The organism is Pseudomonas sp. CBC3, assembly GCF_037967085.1.
Classification (GTDB): Bacteria; Pseudomonadota; Gammaproteobacteria; order Pseudomonadales; family Pseudomonadaceae; genus Stutzerimonas.
In genome coordinates this window covers 100,761-127,454 of sequence record NZ_JBANEO010000002.1, presented here as the reverse complement: position 1 = coordinate 127,454, position 26,694 = coordinate 100,761, and the positions used below count along the sequence as shown (strand labels likewise).

The 26,694-nt window shown below is 62.2% G+C and carries 25 protein-coding genes; 17 read left to right on the top strand and 8 right to left on the bottom strand.

Going from position 1 to position 26,694, the window contains the following annotated elements:
* Positions 1–82 precede the first annotated feature (82 nt).
* From V6943_RS07720 to V6943_RS07700, 5 genes are all read right to left on the bottom strand, one after another.
* Positions 83–865: a hydroxypyruvate isomerase family protein gene (locus V6943_RS07720; protein WP_340553115.1), complete on the bottom strand. Its 783-nt coding sequence runs from the start codon at positions 863–865 to the stop codon at positions 83–85.
* Positions 862–1,749: an NAD(P)-dependent oxidoreductase gene (locus V6943_RS07715; protein ID WP_340553114.1), complete on the bottom strand. Its 888-nt coding sequence runs from the start codon at positions 1,747–1,749 to the stop codon at positions 862–864. Before V6943_RS07715 ends, V6943_RS07720 begins: the two co-directional genes overlap by 4 nt.
* A gap of 64 nt (positions 1,750–1,813) precedes the next feature.
* Positions 1,814–2,137 carry a protealysin inhibitor emfourin gene (locus V6943_RS07710; protein WP_340553113.1) on the bottom strand — a complete coding sequence of 108 codons (324 nt, stop codon included), beginning with the start codon at positions 2,135–2,137 and terminating at the stop codon, positions 1,814–1,816.
* 14 nt (positions 2,138–2,151) lie between these two features.
* Positions 2,152–3,207 carry a M4 family metallopeptidase gene (locus V6943_RS07705; RefSeq protein WP_340553112.1) on the bottom strand — a complete coding sequence of 352 codons (1,056 nt, stop codon included), beginning with the start codon at positions 3,205–3,207 and terminating at the stop codon, positions 2,152–2,154.
* A 99-nt stretch (positions 3,208–3,306) separates the two neighbouring features.
* A complete protein-coding gene (locus V6943_RS07700) occupies positions 3,307–3,624 on the bottom strand; it encodes a hypothetical protein (RefSeq protein WP_256049070.1) in 318 nt (105 codons plus the stop codon).
* Between the two features lie 306 nt (positions 3,625–3,930).
* Between V6943_RS07700 and V6943_RS07695 the strand changes: the two genes are divergently transcribed.
* From V6943_RS07695 to phnE (V6943_RS07680), 4 genes are all read left to right on the top strand, one after another.
* Entirely contained in the window at positions 3,931–4,782 is an 852-nt protein-coding gene (locus V6943_RS07695) for a putative selenate ABC transporter substrate-binding protein (protein ID WP_340553111.1), read from the top strand.
* A 64-nt stretch (positions 4,783–4,846) separates the two neighbouring features.
* Entirely contained in the window at positions 4,847–5,707 is an 861-nt protein-coding gene (locus V6943_RS07690; protein WP_340553110.1) for a phosphonate ABC transporter ATP-binding protein, read from the top strand.
* Complete coding sequence (gene phnE, locus V6943_RS07685; protein ID WP_340553109.1) at positions 5,701–6,534, top strand: phosphonate ABC transporter, permease protein PhnE; 834 nt, start codon at positions 5,701–5,703, stop codon at positions 6,532–6,534. Before V6943_RS07690 ends, phnE (V6943_RS07685) begins: the two co-directional genes overlap by 7 nt.
* Positions 6,531–7,298, top strand: coding sequence for a phosphonate ABC transporter, permease protein PhnE (gene phnE, locus V6943_RS07680; protein WP_340553108.1), 768 nt, complete (start codon positions 6,531–6,533; stop codon positions 7,296–7,298). The genes phnE (V6943_RS07685) and phnE (V6943_RS07680) overlap by 4 nt, the downstream gene beginning before the upstream one ends.
* Positions 7,299–7,361: 63 nt before the next feature.
* Here phnE (V6943_RS07680) and V6943_RS07675 read toward each other — a convergent pair whose 3' ends face one another.
* Positions 7,362–7,679 carry a DUF2288 family protein gene (locus tag V6943_RS07675; protein WP_181101892.1) on the bottom strand — a complete coding sequence of 106 codons (318 nt, stop codon included), beginning with the start codon at positions 7,677–7,679 and terminating at the stop codon, positions 7,362–7,364.
* Between the two features lie 199 nt (positions 7,680–7,878).
* On the opposite strand from V6943_RS07675, the gene V6943_RS07670 reads away from it, so the two are divergent.
* The 10 genes from V6943_RS07670 to guaD all read left to right on the top strand — a co-directional run bounded on the left by V6943_RS07670 (position 7,879) and on the right by guaD (position 21,220).
* Complete coding sequence (locus V6943_RS07670) at positions 7,879–8,997, top strand: branched-chain amino acid ABC transporter substrate-binding protein (protein WP_131651084.1); 1,119 nt, start codon at positions 7,879–7,881, stop codon at positions 8,995–8,997.
* A 255-nt stretch (positions 8,998–9,252) separates the two neighbouring features.
* Positions 9,253–10,176, top strand: coding sequence for a high-affinity branched-chain amino acid ABC transporter permease LivH (gene livH / locus V6943_RS07665; RefSeq protein WP_131651083.1), 924 nt, complete (start codon positions 9,253–9,255; stop codon positions 10,174–10,176).
* Positions 10,173–11,429: a high-affinity branched-chain amino acid ABC transporter permease LivM gene (locus tag V6943_RS07660; RefSeq protein ID WP_131651082.1), complete on the top strand. Its 1,257-nt coding sequence runs from the start codon at positions 10,173–10,175 to the stop codon at positions 11,427–11,429. Before livH ends, V6943_RS07660 begins: the two co-directional genes overlap by 4 nt.
* Entirely contained in the window at positions 11,426–12,193 is a 768-nt protein-coding gene (livG, locus tag V6943_RS07655; protein WP_131651081.1) for a high-affinity branched-chain amino acid ABC transporter ATP-binding protein LivG, read from the top strand. The genes V6943_RS07660 and livG overlap by 4 nt, the downstream gene beginning before the upstream one ends.
* 2 nt (positions 12,194–12,195) lie before the next feature.
* Complete coding sequence (locus V6943_RS07650; RefSeq protein WP_131651080.1) at positions 12,196–12,897, top strand: ABC transporter ATP-binding protein; 702 nt, start codon at positions 12,196–12,198, stop codon at positions 12,895–12,897.
* Positions 12,898–13,250: 353 nt separating this feature from the next.
* A complete protein-coding gene (locus V6943_RS07645) occupies positions 13,251–14,606 on the top strand; it encodes an 8-oxoguanine deaminase (protein ID WP_340553107.1) in 1,356 nt (451 codons plus the stop codon).
* A 297-nt stretch (positions 14,607–14,903) separates the two neighbouring features.
* On the top strand, positions 14,904–16,376 hold the full coding sequence (gene xdhA, locus V6943_RS07640; RefSeq protein WP_340553106.1) for a xanthine dehydrogenase small subunit: 1,473 nt from the start codon (positions 14,904–14,906) through the stop codon (positions 16,374–16,376).
* Positions 16,369–18,765 carry a xanthine dehydrogenase molybdopterin binding subunit gene (gene xdhB, locus V6943_RS07635; RefSeq protein ID WP_340553105.1) on the top strand — a complete coding sequence of 799 codons (2,397 nt, stop codon included), beginning with the start codon at positions 16,369–16,371 and terminating at the stop codon, positions 18,763–18,765. The genes xdhA and xdhB overlap by 8 nt, the downstream gene beginning before the upstream one ends.
* 168 nt (positions 18,766–18,933) lie before the next feature.
* Positions 18,934–19,782, top strand: a complete 849-nt coding sequence (xdhC, locus tag V6943_RS07630; protein ID WP_181101937.1) for a xanthine dehydrogenase accessory protein XdhC — start codon at positions 18,934–18,936, stop codon at positions 19,780–19,782.
* Positions 19,783–19,915: 133 nt separating this feature from the next.
* Entirely contained in the window at positions 19,916–21,220 is a 1,305-nt protein-coding gene (gene guaD / locus V6943_RS07625; RefSeq protein WP_181101939.1) for a guanine deaminase, read from the top strand.
* A gap of 173 nt (positions 21,221–21,393) precedes the next feature.
* Here the strand turns inward: guaD and V6943_RS07620 are convergent, their stop codons facing one another.
* Positions 21,394–22,149, bottom strand: a complete 756-nt coding sequence (locus V6943_RS07620; RefSeq protein WP_181101941.1) for a GntR family transcriptional regulator — start codon at positions 22,147–22,149, stop codon at positions 21,394–21,396.
* A gap of 368 nt (positions 22,150–22,517) precedes the next feature.
* On the opposite strand from V6943_RS07620, the gene V6943_RS07615 reads away from it, so the two are divergent.
* Positions 22,518–23,864 (top strand): NCS2 family permease, encoded by a 1,347-nt coding sequence (locus tag V6943_RS07615; RefSeq protein WP_340553104.1) that lies wholly within the window; start codon positions 22,518–22,520, stop codon positions 23,862–23,864.
* A 554-nt stretch (positions 23,865–24,418) separates the two neighbouring features.
* Here V6943_RS07615 and uraH read toward each other — a convergent pair.
* Complete coding sequence (gene uraH, locus V6943_RS07610; RefSeq protein WP_131651050.1) at positions 24,419–24,772, bottom strand: hydroxyisourate hydrolase; 354 nt, start codon at positions 24,770–24,772, stop codon at positions 24,419–24,421.
* Between the two features lie 347 nt (positions 24,773–25,119).
* On the opposite strand from uraH, the gene puuE reads away from it, so the two are divergent.
* Both puuE and uraD read left to right on the top strand, forming a co-directional pair.
* Positions 25,120–26,052 carry an allantoinase PuuE gene (gene puuE / locus V6943_RS07605; protein WP_131651049.1) on the top strand — a complete coding sequence of 311 codons (933 nt, stop codon included), beginning with the start codon at positions 25,120–25,122 and terminating at the stop codon, positions 26,050–26,052.
* Positions 26,049–26,564, top strand: a complete 516-nt coding sequence (gene uraD, locus V6943_RS07600) for a 2-oxo-4-hydroxy-4-carboxy-5-ureidoimidazoline decarboxylase (RefSeq protein ID WP_340553103.1) — start codon at positions 26,049–26,051, stop codon at positions 26,562–26,564. Before puuE ends, uraD begins: the two co-directional genes overlap by 4 nt.
* Positions 26,565–26,694: the final 130 nt, after the last annotated feature.

Genomic DNA, 26,694 nt, shown 5'->3' with positions numbered 1-26,694 from the left:
ATCGGCTCTCCTGCGAATGACTCTAGAGCTCCTTCACGCTTCTGTCTGTCAACATCATTCCCGCTTATGCCGGGCGATGGCATCAACGCTGCCGCCACTCCGCCAGCCAGCCCAGGCTCGCTTCGGTATCTTGCCCATCGGGCCGATACTCAGCGGCCAACCAGCCGTCGTAACCCGCCTCCCGCAGCGTTTCGATCAGACTCACGAATGCCACCCCGCCGCTACCCGGCGCGCCGCGTCCAGGGCAATCGGCGAACTGCACGTGGCCGATGCGTGAACCCAGAAGCCTGATCCCGGCAGCGATGTCGAGCCCCTGTCGCGCCATGTGGTACAGATCCAGCTGCGCCTGGCAGTTGGGGTGATCGACGCGCTCCAGCAAGGCCTGCAGATGCTCAGGGGTGTTGATCAGGAAGCCCGGCATGTCCAGCGGATTGATCGCCTCGCACACCACGCGCACGCCGAGCAACGCGAAAGCTTCGGCGCTCTTGCGAAGGTTATCGGCCAGCGTTTCCAGCGCCTGCTCGCGCGTGACGCCCTCGGCCAACCGCCCCGGCAACACGTTGACGCAGGCCGGTCGTGTCATCGCCGCGTAGGTCAGCGCTTCCTGCAGCGCCGCATCGAATTCCTGCTGACGCGCCGGGACCGCAGCCAGACCCGGGCCGCCCTGCATGAAATCGCCCGCCGGAAGATTGATCAGCACCAACGGCACGCCGGCACGCTCGAGCAGCTCCTTGAGGCGGATCGCCGGCAGTTCGTAGGGAAACTGGATCTCCACGCCATCGAAACCGGCGACGCGCGCTGCCAAGATGCGCTCGGCCAGCGGCAGCTCGTTGAACAGCATGGATAGATTGGCGGCGATCTTCATTGGCCCTGCTCCCGGTACATCCGCACCAAGGTGGCTGGGTCCTGTTCGAGGTGCCCCTGACTGCCATGCAGGCGCATCAGTTGCGCGGCGAGCCCGGTCATCGGCGTGGCGCTGCCTTCTTCGCGGGAAAGCTGCACGGCGGTGTCGAGGTCCTTGAGCAGGGTGCGCACGTGCCATTTGATCGGCTCGAATTCACTGTTGGCCATCTGCGGGGCGAGAATCTGCAACGGCTTGGAGTCGGCGAAACCACCGGCCAACGCCGGCGCGATCAGGCTGGCGTCGACGCCAGAGCGCTCTGCCAGCGCCACGACTTCGGCGATGACCAGCGCATTACAGGCCACGATCATCTGGTTGCAGGCCTTGGTCACCTGCCCCGCGCCGACCTCGCCCATATGCGTCAGCCGCTGCCCCAGCTGCATCAATATCGGTCGGACCCGCTCGACGTCATCGACACGTCCACCAGCCATGATCGCCAGGCTGCCCGCCTCCGCGCCAGCGGTGCCGCCAGATACTGGCGCGTCGACCCAGCGCATGCCGCTGCGCGACTCCAGCTCAACGGCCATGGCGCGCGTGGCCGCCGGTTCCAGGCTGGAATGATCGACCAGCACTTGCCCCGCTCGCACGCCTTCGACAATACCGCCCGCGCCGAATACCACCTCGCGCACCACTGCGGTATCGGCCAGACACAGCAACACCACATCGGCGGTCGCGCAGAGTTCAGCCGGCGTGTTCACCTGTCGCGCTCCGGCCTCGACCAGCGGCGCGCATTTTTCCGGCGAACGGTTCCAAACCGTCAGCGGATAGCCCGCGGCAATCAGACGGCGGCACATGCGCAGGCCCATCAGGCCGATGCCGGCGAAGGCGATGGATGGCAACTCAGACATGGGAGGCTCCTCGATAAAGAGCGACGATTCTAGCGCCGCGGCGGCCCGTGCGGCCAAGTCGTGCTCAGAGCACCTCGCCCTTGTCCCAGAGCCGCACCAGCTCGCCGGGTGCGCGCTCTTCCGGCACCTGGATCACCATCTCATCGTCGCGTTCCTGCTGCCGGAAGCGGAGTTCGATCTGGTAATAGCGGCGGTCGCCGTGCCCGCCGTCAGCGGTCGCCAGTGGCAGGCAACCTTCGAGTACGGAACAGATCTGTTGGCGCTGCTGCTCGTTACAACTGGCGAAGACGATTTCTCGCGGGCGGCTGAGCGCCTGTATCGCGGCAAAGCCGCCTTGCCGCGACAGGCGAATGGTCGCGTCCGAATCCAGTGCCGGTAACTGTTTCATGCTCGCCTCCTCGATCATGGGTTCACGCCCACATCTGCCCAGGCCTGCGCGACCGCCCGCTCTTCGTCACTGCCCGCGCCGAAGCGAACGACCGCGTTGTCCACCGTCAATTGGGCGAACGCGGGGAAATCCGCGTCTTTGGCCAGGCGTTGGTCGCACAGCGTGTCGTACCAGATGCGCCCGGCCTTTTCCCAGGCGTAGCCACCCAGGGCGGTCGCGGCCAGATAAAACGCGCGGTTGGGAATGCCGGAGTTCAGATGCACGCCGCCGTTGTCGTCGCGGGTGTCGATGAAATCATTCATGTGACCGGGCTGCGGGTCCTTGCCCAGCAAAGGATCGTCATAGGCGCTGCCGGGATTGGCCATCGAGCGCAGCGCCGAGCCTTGCACACGGTCGGTCAGCAGCTCGGCCCCAATCAGCCAGTCGGCCTGGTCCGCCGTCTGCTTCAGGCTGAACTGCCGCACCAGCACGCCGAATACGTCCGAAACCGATTCGTTCAACGCACCCGACTGGTTGAAGTACACCAACCCCGCCTCGCTTTCGGTCACGCCATGGGCTAGCTCATGGGCCACGACATCCAGCGAGAGCGTGAAGCGGTTGAAAATTTCGCCGTCGCCATCACCGAACACCATCTGCGCGCCGTTCCAGAAGGCGTTCTCGTAATCCACGCCGTAGTGCACCGTGCCGATCAGCGGAAAGCCGTGATTGTCGATCGAGTCCCGGCCAAACACCTGCCAGAAAAATTCATGGGTCGTGCCGAGCGCATCGTAGGCTTCGTCCACCGCCGCATCGGCGACCGGCGGCTGGCCTTCGATTCGCGCCAGCACACCTGGCAGCACCATCTGCTGCTGGGCATCGTGGACGCTGCGCCGCGGCTCGCCTGGCCGGCCACGCTCGGGCAATACGCTGGCCATCGGCTGGCGATTGGGCGGCCCCGGATTGGGCAACAGATTGCGCACATGGGCCAGCGTCCCCAGCGCCCGGTCGCGCTGGTGCTGCGAGCCGTTATCGATGATGCGCTTGAGGATATAGGGCGGAATGAAGCCGTGGTGCGAGTTCCGAGCGAACATGCAAAACCCCCTTCAATACGACACGAACGCAGGCTGCATCCGTGCATATCTGATCAGGTCCCGTCCGCTGCGTTTCCTCGCCTGGACATTTTCTTGAGTCTAGCCGTCGTTCGCCGATTCCGACGCCATCATGACGGGCTTGTTCTCCAATGCACGGATCGCTTCGTCCAGCTGTTGTATGCACAGATCGATCGCCATCTGCCGCAAGGCATCCGGCCACTGGTGATCGGTGAGCGGCTCGACCAGATCGAGCAAACCGGAATGTCCGATGAGCATGCCGTGCTTGACCTTGAGCGTCTGGCCGTCGCTGACCAGCGTCACCGGATCGCGCGCGATAATCGTCGCGCCAGCTGCCAGCAATTCGTCGATGTGTTTGCGAAGAGAGTGAAGCGTACGTTTGTCTCGCTGCTGTTCCATAGCAATAGGCCATCACCCAAGAAGGGCGCGGATTCTAGAACAACGGCGAACTGAATCACAAAATTTCCGAGACCTGCTTTCACAATCTGCTGCCGAATGAATTCGGCCCTACGGACTTGAGTGATTCCAACTAATTCGCTTACTGAACAAGCCTGAAACGGGACCTGGCTCCGACGCGGCCGTGTACGAAGCAGAAACGGCCCCTAACGGGCCGCCAAACCTGCCGCCACCCAGCCACTTGCCCCTGCGCATCGGTCTAGCTCTATAATCCGCGCGCTTTTTCCGCTATTGAACCGGAGAACCACAATGTTGAAGCGCTCCCTGGCAGCCGTCGCCGGCCTTGCCATTTCCCTGTCTTTTGCCACCTCACATGCCGCCGAAACCCTTCGTGTATCGGCGATCCCCGATGAAGCGCCGACCGAGCTGATCCGCAAGTTCGAGCCGCTGGGCCAATACCTCGAAAAACAGCTGGGCATGCCGGTGAAGTTCACCCCGGTGTCCGATTACGCCGCCGTGGTCGAATCCCTGGCTGCTGACCGCCTCGACCTGGCCTGGCTTGGCGGGTTCACCTTCGTCCAGACCCGCCTTAAGACCGGCGATGCGATTCCTCTGGTGCAGCGTGAGCAGGACGAGAAATTCACAAGCAAATTCATCACCGCCGATCCCGAAGTGAAAACCCTGCAGGATCTCAAGGGCAAGACGTTCGCCTTCGGCTCCGTGTCGTCGACGTCCGGCAGCCTGATGCCGCGCTATTTCATGATCAAGGACGGCATCGATCCCGAGCAGTTCTTCAAGCGCATCGCCTACTCCGGCGCACATGATGCCACCGCCGCCTGGGTTGAGGCGGGCAAGGCCGATGCCGGCGTGCTCAACGCCTCGGTCTGGGACAAGCTGGTCGCCGCTGGAAAGGTCGATACCGACAAGGTCCGCGTGATCTCCACGACGCCGCCTTACTACGACTACAACTGGACGGTGCGCGGCAACCTCGATACAGAGCTAGTCGAAAAGATCAAGACCGCATTACTCGAACTCGATCCGGCGAATCCGGAGCACAAGAAAATTCTCGACCTGCAGGCTGCCAGCCGCTTCATCGAGACCCGCCCGGAAAACTACAAGGGCATCGAGGAAGCAGCGCGCGCCGCTGGCCTGCTGAAGTGAGCCTTGCCGGCCGTTCTGCAACGGCCCTGTGGGCGTTTGGAGAGCGGCAAGCAGGCAGGTCGGAATGAGCCATTCAACATCGAGTTCGGCGCTGCTGACGACATGCACGAGCAGCGCCGAGCCTGTCCTGACGCTATCGGGCGCGAGCTATCGCCACGCCAACGGCCATGTCGCGCTGCGTGATCTCGATCTGCAGATCGTCAAAGGCGAGCGAATTGCCCTCATCGGACCTTCCGGTGCGGGCAAGACCACGTTGCTGCGTCTGCTCGCGACTCATCTACCGCCAAGTACTGGCCGGCTGGAGCTGCTCGGATGCCGGCCTTGGTCGCTGTCGACTAGCGCCCGGCAGGGACTCCGCGCCCGTATCGGACTGATTCACCAGGCACCACCGTTGCCGCCGCGTCAGCGCGTCATCACCTCGGTGCTAGCCGGTCGCCTGGGGCAATGGTCGCTGGGGCGCAGCCTGCTCAGCCTGGTCTATCCGCTGGACAAGGAAGGCGCGGCACAGGCATTGGCTCAACTGGATCTGGCCGACAAACTCTACGAGCGCTGCGATCAGCTTTCCGGCGGCCAGCTGCAGCGCGTCGGCATCGCCCGCGCGCTGTATCAGAGCCCGACGCTCATCCTCGCCGACGAGCCCGTCTCGGCGATGGACCCGGTGCTCGCCGCATACTCGCTGAATGTGCTCAACCGCGAAGCCATGCGCCGCCAGGCAACTTTGGTCGCCAGCTTGCACGCGGTAGAGCTGGCGCTTGAGCACTTCCCGCGTGTTATCGGCGTGCGTGCGGGACGCATCCTGTTCGACAAGGCCTCGACGGACGTGACGCCAGCCGAGCTCGAGGCGCTCTACGCCAACGAGCAGCTGGGCAATGAACAAATGCCTCTGTCCTTGCCCGGCCAGCCGCTGCACGTCCCCCGATGCTGAACCCTGCCATCGCACAGCGCGACCCGTCCGCCGGGCCGCGTCTGCTGGTGACCCTGCTGGCGCTGGCCTTGCTGTGGCCGGGCCTGACGCTGAGCGAGCTGGACCTCAGCGTGCTGTTCGACGGCAGCAACGCCGACACCATGGCGGTATTCCTTTCCGGCTTCTGGCCACCGGCGCACGACGAAGATTTCCTGCTTCTGTTGTGGCAAGCCACGTGGGAGACGCTCGCCATCGCAACCGCTGGCATGACGTTGGCGCTGGTCGTGGCGCTGCCGTGCGCCATCCTGGCCACACGCGCGTTGTCGATCTCGGCCATCAGCCGCGGCGGGCGGCCGCACTGGTGGGCGCAGTCACTGCGCTGGCCAGTGCGTGGTCTGCTGATCGTGCTGCGCAGCGTGCCGGAGATCGTCTGGGCACTGCTGTTCGTCCGCGCGGTGGGCCTCGGCCCGACCGCCGGGGTACTGGCCATCGCCATCACTTATGCCGGCATGCTCGGCAAGGTCTATGCGGAAATCTTCGAATCAGTCGATCCGCTGCCCACGCGTGCGCTGCTCGGCGGCGGGGGTTCGCGACTGCAGGCCTTCGCCTATGGCGTGCTGCCACAAGCGGCGGGTGAAATGCTCTCCTACACCGTTTACCGATGGGAATGTGCGATTCGCGCTTCGGTGGTCATGGGCTTCGTCGGTGCCGGCGGGTTGGGCCAGCAGTTGGATCTGTCGATGCGCATGTTCGCCGGGGGTGAAGTGGCCAGCATGCTGCTGACCTTCCTGGCCCTGGTGCTGATGGCGGACCTGATCAGCCAACTGTTGCGCCGGAGGTTCGTGTGAGGGCGCTATCGCGCTATGCCTTGCCGCTGTTGCTGATCACCGCGGTGATCGGCTCGTTCGTCGTTCTGCAGCTCGAAGCCAGTGCACTGTTCAGCCGCGACGGTCTGGGACAGATGGCCGAGTATGCGTCGGGCTTCCTCGAACCGGATTTGTCAGGTACCCATCTGCGCGCGATTGGCTACGCCGCGATGGAAACCCTGGCGATGTCGGCTATCGGCACGCTGTTGGCCGCAATGCTTGGTTTGGCGCTGGCGTTACCGGCGTCGGGACGTTTCGGGTTGCTCGGCAAGGGCCTCTCCAGACTGCTACTCAACGCATTGCGGGCCATTCCCGAGCTGGTATGGGCGGCGCTGATGGTACTGGCGGCTGGCCTGGGGCCGAATGCCGGCACTCTGGCCCTGGCGCTGCACACCGCTGGCGTATTGGGACGGCTATTCGCCGAAGCCCTGGAAAACACCCCGAGCGCTCCCGCCGAGGCGTTGCGGCTTTCAGGCAGCGATCGCATCAGCGCCTTCTGCTACGGCACTTTGCCCGTCCTGTGGCCGCAACTAATCGCCTACAGCCTGTATCGCTGGGAAAACAACATCCGCATGGCCAGTGTGCTCGGTTTCGTCGGCGCCGGCGGCCTGGGGCAGATGCTTTACATGAGCCTCAGCCTGTTCCAGCAAGCCCAGGCGTCAACGGTCATCCTGGCGATGCTGCTGATGGTGCTGGCGGTGGACGCCTTGAGCGGCTGGGTGAGGATGCGCTGGGTGCGTGGCTAGGCGTTTGGCCGGCGCCGGAGCAGGCTCCGGCGCGTTCCCAGCGAAACGAGAACAGGCTCCGGATCAGTGCAGACTGGGCTTCGCCGCCCGTTCCTGCACCAGCACCCAGGGCGCAACGACCACAGCCCATAGTGGCGGATCCCGCTCCAGCCAGTCCTGCGCCTGCCCGACCTCGAGCTTGGCGATATGGCCTGAAGCCAGCCATGCAGTCACCTTTTCCCGGTCGTCCTGTGCCACGGCCTGCGCGGCCTCGATCAGGTCGAAGTCGCTGGCGACGCGCAACAGAGCGCCCCGAGCGAAAAAAGGCTGCAATTCCTGCCACGAGATCGACGCGGTTTCGCCCAGCAGCTTGGCATAGAGAGTGCTTGGTACTTCGCTCATGAGACTCACCCGTTTCGAAAGGGCGCAATGATAGCGCCCGGGTAAATCTCATCAAACGAGATCGAATTCCTGACTGTGCAAATAGGTGCTGACGCTTCTACACTGTGCCGGTACAGTTGCCGTACCGTTTGGGGACGTTTGCCCCTTAACGACACTGCAGCCAGCAGGATTCAAACAATAATATGCAAGTGGAGCGCAAATGATGACCAAGCAGCGTCTGTCCAAACTTTTCATGGCTATCGCTTTGACGGGAGCCGCGAGCTACACGCTTGCCGCCGACACTATCAAGATCGGTTTGGCCGGTCCGGTCACGGGGGCCGTCGCGCAGTACGGGGACATGCAATTCATCGGTGCCCAGATGGCCATCGAGCAGATCAACAAGAAGGGCGGCGTCAACGGGCAACAACTGGAAGGCGTCGTGTATGACGACGCCTGCGACCCGAAGCAGGCGGTTGCGGTAGCCAACAAGATCGTCAATGACGAAATCAGTTTCGTGGTCGGCCACCTGTGCTCCAGCTCGACCCAGCCGGCCTCGGATATTTACGAAGACGAAGGCATTCTGATGATTACCGCGGCCTCGACCAGCCCGGACATCACCTCGCGCGGTTACGAACTGATCTTCCGCACCATTGGCCTGGACAGCCTGCAGGGCCCGACCGCCGGTAATTACATCGCCGACCACGTCAAGCCGCAGAACGTTGCGGTCATCCACGACAAACAGCAGTACGGCGAGGGCATCGCCACCGCAGTCAAGCAGACGCTAGAAGAGAAAGGCGTCAAGGTCAGCGTGTTCGAAGGCATCAATGCCGGAGACAAGGATTTCTCCTCGATGATCTCCAAGCTCAAGCAGGCCGGTGTCGACTTCGTCTATTACGGCGGCTACCACCCGGAGCTGGGCCTGCTGTTGCGTCAGTCCAAGGAAAAAGGCCTGAACGTGCGCTACATGGGGCCTGAAGGCGTCGGCAACTCCGAAATTTCGGCAATCGCCGGTGCAGCCTCCGAAGGCATGCTGGTCACCCTACCGAAATCCTTCGACCAGGATCCTCGCAACCAGGAACTGGTCGAAGCCTTCAAGGCCAAGAAGCAGGACCCGAGCGGCCCGTTCGTGTTCCCCGCTTACGCCGCAGTCCAGGTTATTGCCGAGGGTATCGAGAAAGCTGGCAGCACCGACACCGACAAGGTGGCCGAAGCGCTGCGCAGCAACACCTTCGATACTCCGACCGGCAACCTCTCGTTTGACGAGAAGGGAGACCTCAAGGACTTCAACTTCGTGGTTTACGAATGGCACCAGGACGGCACCAAGACCGAAGCCAAGTGAGCCAGTAACCACCAACCGAAGCCCACGGCACCCGCTGTGGGCTTTGTTTTAGCTGATCGGGGCTGACTCGGCCACAAGCACAGGGCCGCCCCAGCAACATCCTTAACCAAGCGAGCAGCCTGCAGAGCTGGCCCGCGTCGAACAGGTAGGTGCGTGATCCGCACTGAGCCCTTGGCGCTGCATTCTCCATGCAGCGTGTTCGAAGCAGGCCTGCATTGGTAGCGAGCACGGACGCAGGATGTTCAGGAGAATGTAATGCCTGAGCTTTACCACTACTTCCAACAGCTGATCAACGGCCTGACCGTTGGCAGCACCTATGCCTTGATAGCCATTGGCTACACCATGGTTTACGGCATCATCGGCATGATCAACTTCGCTCATGGCGAGGTATACATGATCGGCTCCTACGTGACCTTCATCGCCATCGTCGGGCTTACGATGATGGGGCTCGATGCGCTACCAATTCTGATGATCGGTGCATTCGCCGCCGCCATGATCGTCACCAGCGCCTACGGGTACAGCATCGAACGGGTCGCCTACCGACCGCTTCGAGGCAGTAACCGTCTGATTCCGCTGATTTCCGCGATCGGCATGTCGATCTTCCTGCAGAACGTCGTCCTGCTGTCCCAGGACTCGAAGGACAAGGCGATTCCTAACCTGATGCCTGGCAATTTCATCTTCGGTGAAAGCGCCATGAACGGTGTGGTCGTTTCCTACATGCAGATATTGATCTTCGTGGTCACTATCCTCGCCATGCTGGGCCTGACGCTGTTCATTTCACGCTCGCGTCTGGGTCGCGCCTGCCGCGCCTGTGCCGAAGACCTGAAAATGGCCAACCTGCTGGGTATCAACACCAACAGCATCATTGCCCTGACCTTCGTCATCGGCGCAGCGCTAGCAGCGGTCGCAGCCGTACTGATCAGCATGCAGTACGGGGTAATCAACCCGCATATCGGCTTCCTGGCCGGCATCAAGGCCTTCACCGCCGCGGTACTTGGCGGCATCGGCAGCATCCCCGGCGCCATGCTCGGCGGCCTGGTATTGGGAGTGGCCGAGGCCTTCGGCGCCGATATCTTCGGCGACCAGTACAAGGACGTGGTGGCCTTCACGCTGCTGATCCTCGTCCTGCTGTTCCGCCCCACCGGCATCCTCGGTCGTCCGGAGGTGGAAAAGGTATGACTCTGCATCTGCGTACTGCCTTTTTCAGTGCCCTGCTGGTCATCGCCGTCGCGGTGCCGGTATTCGGCCTGAAGCTCACCACGGTGGGTATCAAGGTCGAGGTCCATGGCGCCGAAGCTTCCACCTTCTGGATCATCGCCGCCTGCGCCGTGGCCATGTTTTTCTGGCAGCTGGTTCGCACCCGTCTGGCAGCGGGATGGGCGGCCAGCCCCAGCCTGCCGACCATACCCGCCGGCGCCGGCAACTTCTTCACCCTACCCTCGACTCAGCGTTACATCATCATCGGCCTGGTGCTGGTGGCGCTCGCTTGGCCATTCTTTGGCTCGCGCGGTGCGGTGGATATCGCCACGCTGATCCTGATCTACGTGATGCTCGGCCTGGGCCTGAACATCGTGGTGGGTCTGGCCGGCCTGCTCGATCTGGGTTATGTCGGGTTCTATGCCGTCGGTGCCTACACCTACGCGCTGCTCTCGCACTACTACGGCTTCGGGTTCTGGCTCAGCCTGCCGATCGCCGGCGCCATGGCGGCGTTGTTCGGCTTTCTGCTGGGCTTTCCGGTGCTGCGGCTGCGGGGCGATTACCTGGCGATCGTGACCCTGGGCTTCGGCGAAATCATCCGGCTGTTGCTACGCAACATGACCGAGCTGACCGGTGGACCAAACGGTATCAGCGGCATCGACAAACCGACGCTGTTCGGCCTGTCGTTCGACCGGCGCGCCGCCGAGGGTATGCAAACCTTTCACGAGTTTTTCGGGGTGGATTACGCTTCGATCAACAAGGTGATCTTCCTCTATCTGATCGCCCTGCTGCTGGTCCTGCTGACGCTCTTCGTGATCAATCGCCTGCTGCGCATGCCGATCGGCCGGGCCTGGGAAGCACTGCGCGAGGATGAAATCGCCTGCCGCGCGCTGGGCATGAATCCCACGGTGATCAAGCTCTCCGCGTTCACCATCGGCGCGACGTTCGCCGGTTTTGCCGGCAGCTTCTTCGCCGCACGCCAAGGCCTGGTGTCACCGGAGTCGTTCACCTTCATCGAATCGGCCATCATCCTCGCCATCGTGGTACTCGGCGGCATGGGCTCGCAGCTGGGAGTGATTCTCGCCGCCATCGTGATGATCCTATTGCCCGAGCTCATGCGTGAGTTCAGCGAATACCGCATGCTGATGTTCGGCGCCATGATGGTGCTGATGATGATCTGGCGTCCGCAGGGGCTTCTGCCCATGCAACGTCCAAACCTGGAGCTGAAGCGATGAGCCGCCCGATTCTTGAAGTAAGCGGCCTGACCATGCGCTTCGGCGGCCTGCTGGCCGTCAACGGGGTGGGCCTGACCGTACACGATAAGCAAGTGGTCTCGATGATCGGCCCCAACGGTGCGGGCAAGACCACCGTCTTCAACTGCCTGACCGGCTTCTATCAGCCGACCTCAGGCGAGATCCTACTGGACGGCGAAGCGATCCAGGGCCTGCCCGGCCACAAGATCGCACGCAAGGGCGTGGTTCGCACCTTCCAGAACGTCCGGCTGTTCAAGGACATGACCGCGGTGGAAAACCTGCTGGTCGCCCAGCATCGCCACCTCAACACCGGCTTCATCTCCGGTTTGTTGAAGACCAAGGCGTTTCGCGAGAGCGAGCACGAAGCGATGGATTTCGCCGCGCACTGGCTCGAGCAGGTCAACCTGACGGATATCGCCAACCGCCCAGCCGGCACGCTCGCCTATGGTCAGCAACGCCGCCTGGAAATCGCCCGCTGCATGATGACGCGCCCGCGCATCCTCATGCTCGACGAGCCGGCGGCTGGCCTCAACCCGAGGGAAACCGAGGACCTCAAGGCGCTGATCGGCATGCTGCGCGACACCCATGGCGTGACGGTGTTGCTCATCGAGCACGACATGAAGCTGGTCATGAGCATTTCCGACCATATCGTCGTGATCAACCAGGGCTGCCCGCTGGCAGATGGCACTCCGGAGCAGATTCGCGACAATCCGGACGTGATCAAAGCCTATCTGGGGGAGGCGTAACCATGCTGTATTTCGAAAACGTCTCGACCTGCTACGGCAAGATCCAGGCGCTGCATAACGTCGACGTCGAGGTCCGCAAGGGCGAAATCGTCACGCTGATCGGCGCCAACGGCGCAGGCAAATCCACGCTGCTGATGACCCTCTGCGGTACGCCGATGGCCTCCGAAGGCAGCATCCGCTTCGAGGGCGAAGAACTGGTCGGAAAACAGACCTGCGACATCATGCGCAAGGACATCGCCGTGGTACCTGAAGGACGGCGCATCTTTGCCCGCCTGACCGTGGAGGAAAACCTCGCCATGGGAGGATTTTTCACCAACAAGGGCGACTTCCAGGAGCAGTTGGACAAAGCGCTGCAGTTGTTCCCACGGCTGAAGGAACGCTACCAGCAACGCGGCGGCACCATGTCCGGCGGCGAGCAGCAGATGCTCGCCATCGCCCGTGCATTGATGAGCAAGCCCAAGCTACTGCTACTCGACGAGCCGTCGCTGGGCCTGGCGCCGATCATCATCCAGCAGATCTTCGAGATCATCGAGCAGCTGCGCGAGGATGGTGTGACCGTCTTCCTGGTCGAGCAGAACGCCAACCAGGCACTCAAGCTGGCCGACCGTGGTTATGTGCTGGAGAACGGACGCATCGTCATGCAAGGCAGCGGTGAAGAGCTGCTGAGCAACCCCAAGGTCCGCGACGCTTACCTGGGCGGTTGATCGGAGAGCGGAGAAGCGTGTGCTTTGTAGGTCTGAAGGCCGCGCTCAGCTTTGCGAGCTGTTGACGAACCCCACCACTTCGGTGGGGTTTCGTTTTTCAGGGCGGCCATTCTCCAAGCAAATCAGCTGGGCAATGCGCTCAGCGTTACCGATGTTCGGTCGTAGGGGCACGCGCATTCCGGGTGACAACCCAACCGCAAGCCACTATCGTGTTGTCCGCGCCTCGCGCCCAAGGGGCGTCCCAACCAGGCGTCCCCCAACTAGGCGTCCCCGACTAGGCGTCCCCCTGGATCAGCAGACAGGGCATAACTGAGCTGGCTTTTCTGAACCCATCATTTCAGGAGGAGCCGGCAATGGCCGCTACCCGCATCTGGATCAAGAACCCTCTCGCCATCTTCACCGCTAACGATCAGGACGCCGCCGGCGGGCTGGTCATCGAAAATGGCGTCATCACCGAACTGCTTGCCGCCGGCCAGACGCCCGCCGCGCCAGTTGACAGCACTTTCGACTCCCGCGAGCACGTCGTGCTGCCGGGGCTGATCAACACCCATCACCACTTCTATCAGACACTCACCCGCGCCTGGGGCCCTGTGGTCAACCAGCCGCTGTTTCCTTGGTTGAAAACGCTCTATCCGGTCTGGGCACGGCTGACCCCGGAAAAGCTCGAACTGGCAAGTAAGGTCGCCTTGGCCGAATTGCTGCTGTCAGGTTGCACCACCGCCGCCGATCACCACTATCTGTTCCCCGACGGGCTGGAAGAAGCCATCGACGTGCAGGTCCAGGCCGTGCGCGACCTTGGCATGCGCGCGATGCTCACACGCGGCTCGATGAGCCTGGGCGAAGCCGACGGCGGGTTGCCACCGCAACAGACAGTGCAGGAAGCCGAGGTGATCCTGGCCGACAGCGAACGGCTGATCGGGCGCTACCACGAGCGCGGCGACGGCGCGCAGATCCAGATCGCCCTGGCGCCCTGCTCACCCTTCTCGGTGACCCCGGAGATCATGCGCGCCAGCGCCGCCATGGCCGAGCGCCTGGACGTTCGCCTGCACACCCATCTGGCGGAAACCCTCGATGAAGAAGACTTCTGCCTTGAGCGCTTCGGCCTGCGCACCGTGGATTATCTGGACAGCGTCGGCTGGCTGTCCGACCGCACCTGGCTGGCCCACGGCATCCACTTCAACGCCGATGAAATCGCCCGCCTCGGTCAGGCCGGTACCGGCATCTGTCACTGCCCGAGTTCCAACATGCGCCTGGCGTCCGGCATCTGCCCGACACTGGAGTTGGAAGCTGCTGGCGCCCCCATTGGCCTGGGCGTGGACGGCTCGGCCTCTAACGACGCATCCAACATGATGCTCGAAGCGCGCCAGGCGCTGTACCTGCAGCGCCTGCGCTACGGCGCCGAGAAGATCACCCCGGAGCTGGCACTGGGCTGGGCCACCCGCGGCTCGGCGCGGCTGCTGGGCCGCGACGACATTGGAGAGCTGGCGGTCGGCAAACAGGCCGACCTGGCGTTATTCAAACTGGACGAACTGCGCTTCTCCGGCAGTCACGATCCGATCTCAGCGCTGCTGCTATGCGGTGCCGACCGTGCCGACCGAGTGATGATCAGCGGCCGCTGGCAAGTGATCGACGGGCTGGTCGAGGGGCTGGATGTGGCAGGACTAATTGCCGACCACAGCCAAGCCGCACGCGCTCTACTGGCGGGCTGAACGATACACCGCGCAGCGTGACTATGTCCTTTTGATGGGCAACTCGCGTCGTAACCGCAGCTCCAGGTTGCGGCGCGAACCTCGCTCCGCTCGCAGCAAACGGTCGCGGCGGACGGCAATATTCACCGATCTAAGCCACACTCAAAGCATGAATCGGCACACCCAAGCGGCATGCTCTCGCCGCTGAAAGCTTACTCGTGGGCAGCTCTGACTTTTGAGTCAGGTATTTGTTGACCTAAAAGTCAGATAAAGCTAATTTCCACGCCAGAGCCCAGAACAAAAAACCCCGGAGGTTCCGTGATCCAGTTCCTACTCAATCGAGAGCTGCGCCGTGAGCAGACTCTCGATCCGAATACCACCGTACTTGAATACCTTCGCGAATATCGCGGCAAGTCCGGTACTAAAGAAGGCTGTGCCTCCGGTGACTGCGGTGCCTGTACCGTCGTTGTCGGTGAGCTGGACGGCGACCGGCTGCGTTATCGCACGCTCAACTCCTGTCTGACCTTCGTTTCCGCCCTGCACGGCAAGCAACTGATCGTCGTCGAAGACCTGAAGGATCAAGGCCAGCTGCACAGCGTCCAGCAGGCGATGGTCGATTGCCACGGTTCGCAATGCGGCTTCTGCACCCCCGGCTTCGTCATGAGCCTGTTTGCCCTGCAGAAGAATCGGGCTGCGATCAGTCGCGCCGCGTCAGGTGCCGTCAATGAATACGATCCGGCCCAGACCCACGAAGCGCTGGCAGGCAATCTCTGCCGCTGTACCGGCTACCGCCCGATTCTCGAAGCGGCCGAACAAGCCTGCCGCGGCAAGCAGCCGGACCAGTTCGACGCGCGCGAAGCCGAAACCATCGCCCAGCTGAAAGCCATCGAACCGCACGAAACCGCCGAGCTGAACAGCGGCGACAAGCGCTGCCTATCGCCGCTCACAGTGAGCGATCTGGCCGAAATCTACAGCGCCAATCCTGATGCCCGTCTGCTGGCCGGTGGCACCGATCTGGCGCTGGAAGTCACCCAGTTCCACCGCGAACTGCCGGTGATGATCTACGTCGGCCACATCGCCGAGATGAAGAAAGTCGAAGTTACCGACAGCAGCATCGAAATCGGTGCTGCCGCTGCGCTGACCGACTGCTACGAAGCGCTGGCCCGCGAATACCCTGACTTCGGCGAGCTGCTGCATCGCTTCGCCTCACTGCAGATCCGCAACCAGGGCACCCTGGGCGGCAACATCGGCAACGCCTCGCCCATCGGTGACTCGCCGCCGCTGCTGATCGCACTTGGCGCCCAGGTCGTGCTGCGTAAGGGTGGTAACAGCCGCACCCTGCCGCTGCAGGATTACTTCATCGACTACAAGGTCACCGCTCGCGAGCAAGGCGAATTCATCGAGAAGATCATCGTTCCGCGCGCTCGACCGGATCAGATTTTCCGCGCCTACAAGGTGTCCAAACGACTGGACGATGACATTTCTGCTGTATGCGCAGCGTTCGATCTGCGTGTCGAGAATGGTGTGATCGCCGACGCACGGATCGCCTTCGGCGGTATGGCGGCGATTCCGAAGCGGGCGGCTGCCTGTGAGACCGCGCTGAATGGTGCGGCCTTCACCATCGAAACGGCCGAGCGCGCCTGCGAAGCCCTGGCCCAGGACTTCACGCCACTGACCGACTTCCGCGCCAGCCGCGAATACCGCCTGCTGGTTGCACAAAACCTGCTGCGCAAGTGCTTCCTGGAACAGCACGCACCGAAAACCGAAACGAGGGTGACCGCTTATGTCTAACCACAGCCTTGCCAAGACCCAGGAAGAAATAGCCGCCCTGTTCAAGCAGGACCTGGTCACCGGCGTCGGTCGGAGTGTCAAGCACGACAGCGCGGACAAGCACGTTTCCGGTGAAGCGGTATACGTTGACGACCGCCTGGAATTCCCAAACCAGCTGCACGTCTATGCGCGCATGAGCGATCGCGCTCACGCCCGCATCGTCAGCATCGACACCTCGCCCTGCTACCAGATTCCCGGTGTGGCCATCGCCATCACCGCCGAAGACGTGCCCGGCCAGCTGGACATCGGTCCGGTAGTCGCCGGCGACCCGCTGCTGGCGGACGGCAAGGTCGAGTACGTTGGCCAGCCGGTGATCGCCGTCGCCGCCGACAGCCTGGAGACCGCACGCAAGGCCGCCATGGCCGCGATCATCGAATACGAGGACCTGGAGCCGGTGCTCGATGTGGTCGACGCGCTGCGCAAGAAGCATTTCGTGCTCGACAGCCACACCCACAAGCGCGGCGATTCAGCGACGGCACTGGCTGCCGCGCCACGTCGCCTGCAAGGCACGCTGCACATCGGCGGCCAGGAACACTTCTACCTGGAGACGCAGATTTCCTCGGTAATGCCTACCGAAGACGGCGGCATGATCGTCTACACCTCGACGCAGAACCCCACCGAGGTGCAGAAACTGGTGGCCGAAGTCCTCGGCGTATCGATGAACAAGATCGTCATCGACATGCGCCGCATGGGCGGTGGTTTCGGCGGCAAGGAAACCCAGGCCTCGATGCCCGCCTGCATGTGCGCGGTGATCGCCCACCTGACCGGGCGGCCGACCAAGATGCGCCTGCCGCGCATGGAAGACATGACCATGACCGGCAAGCGTCACCCCTTCTACGTCGAATACGACGTGGGCTTCGATGACGACGGCTTGCTGCACGGCATCCAGATCGACCTGGCCGGCAACTGCGGCTATTCGCCGGACCTGTCGGGCTCAATCGTCGACCGCGCCATGTTCCACTCCGACAACGCCTACTACCTGGGCGATGCCACGATCCACGGCCATCGCTGCAAGACCAACCTGGCGTCCAACACTGCCTACCGCGGCTTCGGCGGCCCACAGGGCATGGTCGCCATCGAGGAGATCATGGACGCCGTCGCGCGTCACCTCGGCAAGGACCCGCTGGACGTGCGCAAGCGCAACTACTACGGCAAGACCGAGCGCAACGTCACGCCGTACTACCAGACCGTCGAACACAACATGCTCCAGGAGATGACCGCCGAGCTTGAGGCAAGCAGCGAATACGCTCGCCGCCGCGAGGAAATCCGTGCGTTCAATGCCAAGAGTCCGGTCCTGAAGAAGGGCCTGTCGTTGACGCCGGTGAAATTCGGCATCAGCTTCACCGCTACCTTTCTCAACCAGGCCGGCGCGCTGGTACACGTCTACACCGATGGCAGCATCCATCTGAACCACGGCGGCACCGAAATGGGCCAAGGCCTGAACATCAAGGTCGCGCAGGTCGTGGCCGAAGTGTTCCAGGTCGATATCGATCGCATCCAGATCACCGCCACCAACACCGACAAAGTGCCCAACACTTCGCCGACCGCTGCCTCCAGCGGTGCCGACCTCAACGGCAAGGCCGCGCAGAACGCCGCGCTGATCATCAAGCAGCGCCTGGTCGAATTCGCAGCACGGCACTACAAGGTCACCGAGGAAGATGTGGAGTTCAAGAATGGTCAGGTGCGCATCCGCGACCAGTTCGTATCGTTCGAAGAGCTGATCCAGCAGGCCTACTTCGGTCAGGTGTCGCTGTCCTCGACGGGCTTCTACCGCACGCCGAAGATCTTCTACGACCGCGACCAGGCGCGTGGCCGGCCGTTCTATTACTTCGCCTACGGCGCCGCTTGCTCGGAAGTGATCGTCGATACCCTGACCGGCGAATACCGCATGCTGCGCAGCGACATTCTGCACGACGTCGGCGCCTCGCTGAACCCGGCCATCGACATCGGCCAGGTGGAAGGCGGCTTCGTTCAGGGCATGGGCTGGCTGACCATGGAAGAGCTGGTGTGGAACGACAAAGGCAAGCTGATGACCAGCGGCCCAGCCAGCTACAAGGTGCCGGCGGTGGCCGACATGCCGCTGGACCTGCGGGTCAAGCTGGTGGAAAACCGCAAGAACCCCGAGGACACGGTCTTCCATTCCAAGGCCGTTGGCGAACCGCCGTTCATGCTCGGCATCTCGGTCTGGTGCGCGATCAAGGACGCCGTGGCCAGCCTGGCCGACTACAAGGCACAGCCGAAGATCGACGCGCCGGCGACACCGGAGCGCGTGCTCTGGGGCGTCGAGCAGATGCGCAAGCTGAAGCAGAGCGCCACTGCAGCGGTAGCCACGGAAACGACACCGGCCTGACGGGCTGGAAGTCGGGCCCACCCTACAACAGAGTCGGATCGTATCGTAGGGTGGGCTTCAGCCCACCAAAGAGCGAACGTCAATGATGGGCCTCAGCGGAACGCCGCCGGCCCACCAGAACACTACAACGGAAGAAGCGCTGCGCGGCGCTATCCGAGGGACAGAACCATGAGCAACACGGTCTGGATCGAAGCACTCGCCGACTTACAGCAACGCGGCGAACCCTGCGTGCTAGTGACCATCATCGAGGAGCGCGGCTCGACGCCGCGCAATGCCGGCTCGAAGATGATCGTCAGCCGCGAGCGCCTGTTCGACACCATCGGCGGTGGCCACCTGGAGTACAAGGCACAGAAGATCGCCCGCGAGATGCTGGAAAACCGCGTGCGTGAAACCCGCCTCGAACGTTTTTCCCTCGGCGCCAGCCTGGGGCAATGCTGCGGCGGCGCGACCGTGCTGTTGTTCGAGCCCATGGGCCAACCGCAGGCGCACATCGCCGTGTTCGGCGCCGGCCACGTCGGCCGTGCGCTGGTGCCGCTGCTGGCCAGCCTGCCCTGCAAGGTGCGCTGGATCGATTCGCGGGAAAGCGAATTTCCTTCACAGATCCCTGCCGGCGTGGAGAAGGTGGTCAACGACGAAGTGGTCGACGAGGTAGAGAACATGCCCGCCGGCAGCTACTTCATCGTCATGACGCACAATCACCAGCTGGATCTCGAGCTGACCGCGGCGATCCTCGAACGCAACGATTTCACCTACTACGGCCTGATCGGCTCGAAGAGCAAGCGAGCCAAGTTCGAGCACCGCCTGCGCGATCGCGGCTTCCAGCCGGAGACCGTGCAGCGCATGCGCTGCCCGATGGGCATCGCCGAGGTGAAAGGCAAGCTGCCGGTCGAGATCGCCGTATCCATCGCCGGAGAAGTGATCGCCACGTACAACATGAATTTTGGTGAAAAAGCCCAGGACGGCGAAAAGCCCGTCCCGATGCTGGTGCCCGCCTCGCGCCGCTCGCAGATCGGCTGAGCGAACGATCGCGCTTCTTTTGTGAGAGGCGCGCCCCGCGGCGAAGCGGTCCGCTGGTCAGCCAGAGCTAAAAACTTGGCCCCGAGCCGGGCCTTCCACACTATTCCCTCTATAACGATTTCCGAGAACCACCATGTCCCAAACCAAAGCCTACCGTGCCGCCCTGCTTCACAGCCTCGCCGATCCGCGCGAAGTGGGCATCGAGCAATCCCACGAATATTTCGAAGACGGCCTGCTGGTCGTCGAGGACGGCAAGGTAGCGCAGATTGGCAATGCGGCCGACCTGTTGTCCAAGCTGCCGGCCGGTACCGAGGTGATCGAGTACAAGGATGCGCTGATCACCCCCGGCTTCATCGACACACACATCCATTACCCGCAGACTGGCATGATCGCTTCGTATGGCGAGCAGCTGCTGGACTGGCTCAACACCTACACCTTCCCCACCGAGCGTGCCTTCGCCGACCCGGCCCATGCCGGCGAGGTTGCGAATGTCTTCCTGAACGAACTGCTGCGCAACGGCACCACCACGGCGCTGGTATTCGGCAGCGTGCACACGGAGTCGGTGGACGCCTTCTTCGAAGCCTGTGAAAAGCGCAACCTGCGGATGATCGCCGGCAAGGTGCTGATGGACCGCAATGCGCCGGACTACCTCACCGACACCGCTGAATCCGGCTACACCGACAGCAAGGAGCTGATCGAGCGCTGGCACGGCAAGGGCCGCCTGCATTACGCCGTCACCCCGCGTTTCGCGCCGACCAGCACGCCGGAGCAGCTGACGGCCGCCGGCAAGCTGTTCAAGGAATACCCGAACCTGTACATGCACACCCACCTGTCCGAGAACCGCCAGGAGATCGAATGGGTGCGCGAGCTGTTCCCCGAGCGCAAGGGCTACCTGGACGTCTACGACCATCACGGCCTAATCGGCGCGCGTTCAGTGTTCGCCCACGGCGTGCACCTGTGCGACGACGAATGCAAACGCCTCGGCGAAACCGGCTCGGCGGTGGCATTCTGCCCCACTTCCAACCTGTTCCTGGGCAGCGGCCTGTTCGATCTGGAGAAAGTCGAAGGCTTTGGCGTGCGCGTGGGCCTGGGTACCGACGTCGGCGCTGGCACCAGTTTCTCCCAGCTACAGTCGCTGAACGAGGCCTACAAGGTGATGCAGCTGCAAGGGAAGAAACTGGACCCATTCAAGTCGCTCTACCTCGCCACCCTGGGCGGCGCCCGCGCGCTGTATCTGGACGACCGGATCGGCAACCTGCAACCGGGCAAAGAAGCTGATTTCGTGGTGCTGGATTACAAGGCCACGCCGCTGATCGAGTACCGCCTGAAGCAGGCACGCAGCCTGGAAGAGCGACTCTTCGCCCTGATGATCCTCGGCGACGACCGCGCGGTGAAGGAAACCTACGCGGCCGGGGTTTCGGTGCACCGCAAGGCGTGATCTCCAAGGGTACGCCTGGCACAGTACCAAAGCGGCGGTGCGCGGAGCGCACCCTACATGGAGCCCCATTCCAACTGCATCGTAGGGTGGGCTTTAGCCCACCAAGGCATACTTTGCTGTGGGCTGAAGCGGAACGCCGCCCGGCCCGCCCTACATTTAACGCAATACAGCCTTCAGCGCTTTTTCGCGGCTTTTCCCGCCTTCCCCAGAATGTGGGAAAACACCGCATGTAGATCATCCGAAGCGCTGTCCTCGTCGAGGTTGAGCTTGCTGTCGATGTGATCCATGTGGTGCAGCATCAGGCTCACCGCCTTCTCGCTGTCGCGAGCGGCGATGGCGTCGATCAGTTGGTTGTGTTCGTCGTACGAGCAATGCGAGCGGTTGCCACTTTCGTACTGGGCGATGATCAGCGAGGTCTGAGACACCAGACTGCGCTGGAAGCTCACCAACGGGGCATTCTTCGCCGCCTCTGCCAGTTTCAAGTGAAACTCGCCCGAGAGTCGAATACCGGCGCCGCGATCACCACGAGCGAAGCAATCCTGCTCATCGAGCACCATCTGTCGCAATTCGGCGAGTTGTTCGTCAGTAGCATGCTGTACCGCTAGCTCGGTGATTGCCCGCTCCACCAGGCGCCGCGCGAAGAAGATCTGCCGGGCTTCCTCGACGCTCGGGCTGGCGACCACCGCACCGCGGTTCGGGCGCAGCAGCACAACCCCTTCATGAGCCAGCCGCGACAGCGCGCGCCGGATGATGGTGCGACTCACGCCGAAAATTTCCCCCAGCGCTTCTTCGCTGAGCTTGGTGCCCGGTGCCAGCCGTTGTTCGAGAATAGCGTCGAAAATATGAGCGTAAACGATGTCGTCCTGGGTTCCGGTCCGGGCCTTGCCGTTTCGTGTCGGCTTTTTCAGAGGCTGCAGCTGTTCGTTCATGGTGACTCGCGTCAGAAATTTCGGCAGACCGAACTTTACTGCCTTCGGGACGTTGCTGGCAGTAGTCGATAGTCAAACAGGCAAATAAATAACTGTTTATTGTGCACAATCAAGAAGAAACGTCGCCTCTTGGGAGTCCCCTCGGCCAGCAGCAAAAGTCGCCGCACGGCTGAGAAGGATTCTGCGGTGACGATTAACAGGCGGAAATTCTGCAAATCGAGTTGCAATTCTTGTATACAAAAGCATAATCGCGTCAAGCCTTCCTGACCTCTCGGTCAAAAAAACCGACAGGACGAGCCTAACCATCACCTGCCCTCGAGAGTACCGCGCTCTGGGTGATAGACAACAAGAACGATGAGGAACACCTTGTGGACACCACTAAGCAGGAACAGCAGACCGCCGCGCTGCAACCAAACAACCCCGGCTGGCTCGATCGATTCTTCAAACTCAGCGAACACCGCACCAGCGTCAAAACGGAACTGCTCGCTGGCCTGACAACGTTCGTCACCATGGCGTACATCATCTTCGTCAACCCGAACATCATGGCGGCTGCGGGCATCGACCACGGCGCGGCGTTCGTCGCGACCTGTGTCGGTGCCGCACTGGGCTGCCTGCTCATGGGGCTCTACGCCAACTGGCCGGTGGGCCTCGCACCGGGAATGGGCCTGAACGCCTTCTTCACCTACACGGTGGTCGGCGAGATGGGCTACAGCTGGGAAATCGCGCTGGGCGCAGTGTTCCTGTCAGGCGTCCTGTTCATGATCATGAGCCTGTCACGGCTACGCGAATGGCTGCTCAACAGCATTCCGATGAGCCTGCGCTTCGCCATGGGCGCTGGGGTAGGGCTGTTCCTCGGTCTGATCGGCCTGAAGACCGCCGGCATCGTCGTCGACAACCCGGCCACGCTGCTGTCCATGGGCTCCTTCGGCGAGCCCTCCGCTCTGCTGGCGGCGATCTGTTTCTTGATGATCGCTGTGCTCAGTCACCGCAATGTGTTCGGCGCGATCCTGGTCAGCATGCTCGCCGTCACTGGCATCGGTTTGGCCATGGGTCTGGTCGAATACAACGGGCTGGTGTCGATGCCGCCAAGCCTGGCGCCGACCTTCCTGGCGATGGACATTGCCGGTGCCTTCAATGTGGCGATGATTAGCGTCATTCTGGCGTTCCTGTTCGTCAACATGTTCGACACCGCCGGCACGCTGATGGGCGTCGCACATCGGGCGAATCTGGTGGACGAGAACGGTCAGATCCAGAATCTCTCCCGCGCGCTGAAAGCCGACAGTACCTCCAGCGTCGCCGGGGCCTTTGTCGGTTGCCCGCCGGTTACAAGCTACGTGGAGAGCGCTGCGGGTGTGGCGGCCGGTGGCCGCACCGGTCTGACCGCGATCACTGTTGGCGTGCTGTTCCTCGCGGCCATGTTCTTCGCCCCGCTGGCCGGCATGATTCCCGCCTACGCCACCGCCGGTGCGTTGATCTACGTCGCGATGCTGATGATGAGCGGTATGGCGCACATCGACTGGAAGGACCACACCGACACCATCCCGGCCATCGTGACCGTGGTGATGATGCCGCTGACCTTCTCCATCGCCAACGGCATCGCCCTGGGCTTTCTGACCTACGCGACGCTGAAGATCCTGACGGGCCAGCGCGACAAAGTGTCGGTCAGCCTGTACGTGCTCTGCGTGATCTTCATTGCCAAGTTCGCCTTCCTCTAAATCTGGCGGATCGCACGGCCCCATCGCTTCGGCGGTGGGGCTTTTTTGCGTTTTGGCTGGGGGATTTTCTATCAAGCAATGCTGTTCGCTTAGTAAGCCCATAAAAGCAGCAGCCTCGTAGGGTGGGCTTCAGCCCACGACTGCGGCCAGAAGGTTCTGGTGGGCTGAAGCCCACCCTACGGAGCTGCACCTCATCGCGCACGGGTCGGCCCTGTAGGCATCGAGGCCGAGCGCGCCGCCGGTGGTTGCGCCCTGTCAGCATCATCCCTCCGTTCAACTAGGCGCCCTTCAGCCAGGATTAGCCTCGAGCCTCCTCCGGATTCACGGTAATCCGCGACACCCCTGCCTCCGCTAACAACCCTTTGCCGTTATGTAGAGGGCTCTACATAACCGGCTCGCCACCACAGCGAATCGAACAACACCAGTGACGGCGCAACGCGCCATGCCTGGCGCACGCACAAAAAAACCCGCCAAAGAGGCGGGTCGAAGACTCAGAGAGTCAAGCTTTACGCATGGGAGAAAGCACTGCCGCAGTAGTCGCGGCAGCCAGCCGATCAGCTACCGCGATACGTGGAGTAGCTGTACGGAGAAATCAGCAGTGGCACGTGGTAATGATCCTGCTCGGCGCTGATGCCGAAGCGCAGCACGACCACATCCAGAAACGCCGGCTCGGGCAGTTGCACGCCACGGCCACGGTAATAGTCACCGGCACTGAATTGCAGCTGGTAAACACCGGAACGGTAGTCGTCCCCTTCCAGCAATGGTGAATCGCAACGGCCATCAGCATTCGTCTGGCGCGTGGTGATCAGCTCGAGGCGCTCGCCTTCGACCCGATAGAGTTCGATGCGGATGTCGCTGCCAGGGCAGCCGTGAGCGGCATCCAGTACATGAGTAGTCAAACGTCCCATAGATTCTGGCATCGCGGATCAACACCGCTGATGCCCGCCTCCTCTTGTGATTGGTGTGGACTGGGTTCGAGCATAGCATGCGTACAGGCTTTTGAAAGACAGGTTTCATTAAAATTGTACACAATCTAACGCCCTTTCATCCTGCCTGCCGCTCTGCCCGTTGCAGAGCCCCTATCTAGAGCGTACGCCTTTGAAGAACGAGCGTGGCAATCGCTACCACCGAACGACACACGAGAAAAATTAAAGATTGATGATTTACAAACTGCAAAACGTTTTGTATACAATCAACTCATGACGGTCGTACAGCAATTCACGGTGGCGACCCGTATTCAAATAAGGAATAACAAGTGAGCGCCGACTACCCTCGTGACCTTATCGGCTATGCCGAAAACCCACCCCATCCGCAATGGCCGGGCAATGCCCGCATCGCCCTGTCCTTCGTGCTCAATTACGAAGAAGGCGGCGAGCGCTGCGTATTGCATGGTGACAAGGAGTCCGAAGCCTTTCTCTCCGAGATGGTTTCTGCCCAGCCGTTCCAGGGCGTGCGTCACATGAGCATGGAGTCGCTCTACGAATACGGCAGCCGCGCCGGCGTCTGGCGCCTGCTCAAGCTATTTCGCAAGCACGATATTCCGCTGACCATTTTCGCCGTGGCCATGGCTGCGCAACGGCATCCGGACGTGATCAAAGCGATGGTCGCCGATGGCCACGAGATCTGCAGTCACGGCTATCGCTGGATCGACTACCAATACATGGACGAAGCCGAAGAGCGTGAGCACATGCTCGAGGCGATCCGCATCCTGACCAACCTCACCGGCGAGCGTCCGCTGGGCTGGTACACCGGCCGCACCGGGCCGAACACCCGCCGCCTGGTGCGTGAGGAAGGTGGTTTCCTCTACGATTCCGACACTTACGACGACGATCTGCCCTACTGGGACCCGGAATCCACGCCGGACAAGCCGCACCTGGTGATCCCCTACACGCTGGACACCAACGATATGCGCTTCACCCAGGTGCAGGGCTTCAACACCGGCGACGACTTCTTCAAGTACCTGAAGGATGCCTTCGACGTGCTCTACGCCGAAGGCACCGAGGGCGCGCCCAAGATGCTGTCCATCGGGATGCACTGTCGCCTGCTGGGTCGCCCGGCACGTCTGGCCGCTCTGCAGCGCTTCGTCGAGTACGCCAAGAGTCACGAGCAGGTATGGTTCGCCCGCCGTGTTGATATTGCTCGCCACTGGCATGCCACCCTCCCTCTCAGACAGGAACCCGCCGCATGAGCCGTTTTCAGACATTGCAGCCTTCCAGCCTCGACCGCGACGCGTTCGTCGCTGCCTTCGCCGACATTTACGAGCACTCGCCCTGGGTCGCCGAGCAGGCTTATGACAAGGGAGTCGATGCCAGTCTCGACGACATCGAGACGCTGCATGCACGCATGGCCGACATACTCCTGAGCGCGCCGCGTGAAATGCAGCTGGTGCTGATCAATGCTCACCCTGATCTCGCTGGCAAGGCCGCGGTGCGTGGCGAGCTGACCGCATCGAGCACCTCCGAGCAGGCCGGAGCCGGCATCCATGAATGCACCGCCGAGGAATTCGCCCGTTTCACAGAGCTGAACGAGGCCTACAAGGAAAAGTTCGGTTTCATCTTCATCATGGCGGTCAAGGGCAGCAACCGGCACCAGATTCTGGCGGCGTTCGAGGAACGTCTGCACAACACCCCGGAGCAGGAATTCGACCGGGCAGTGAGCGAGATCAACAAGATCGCGCTGTTCCGTCTGCAGACGATGTGAGCAGGCAGACGTAGGGTGGGCTTCAGCCCACCATGCATACAGCCGGCCTTGTTACGGTGGGCTGAAGCGGAGCGCCGCCCGACCCACCCTACGGATAGGGCCTCGACCATACATAATTCAACAACGAGCA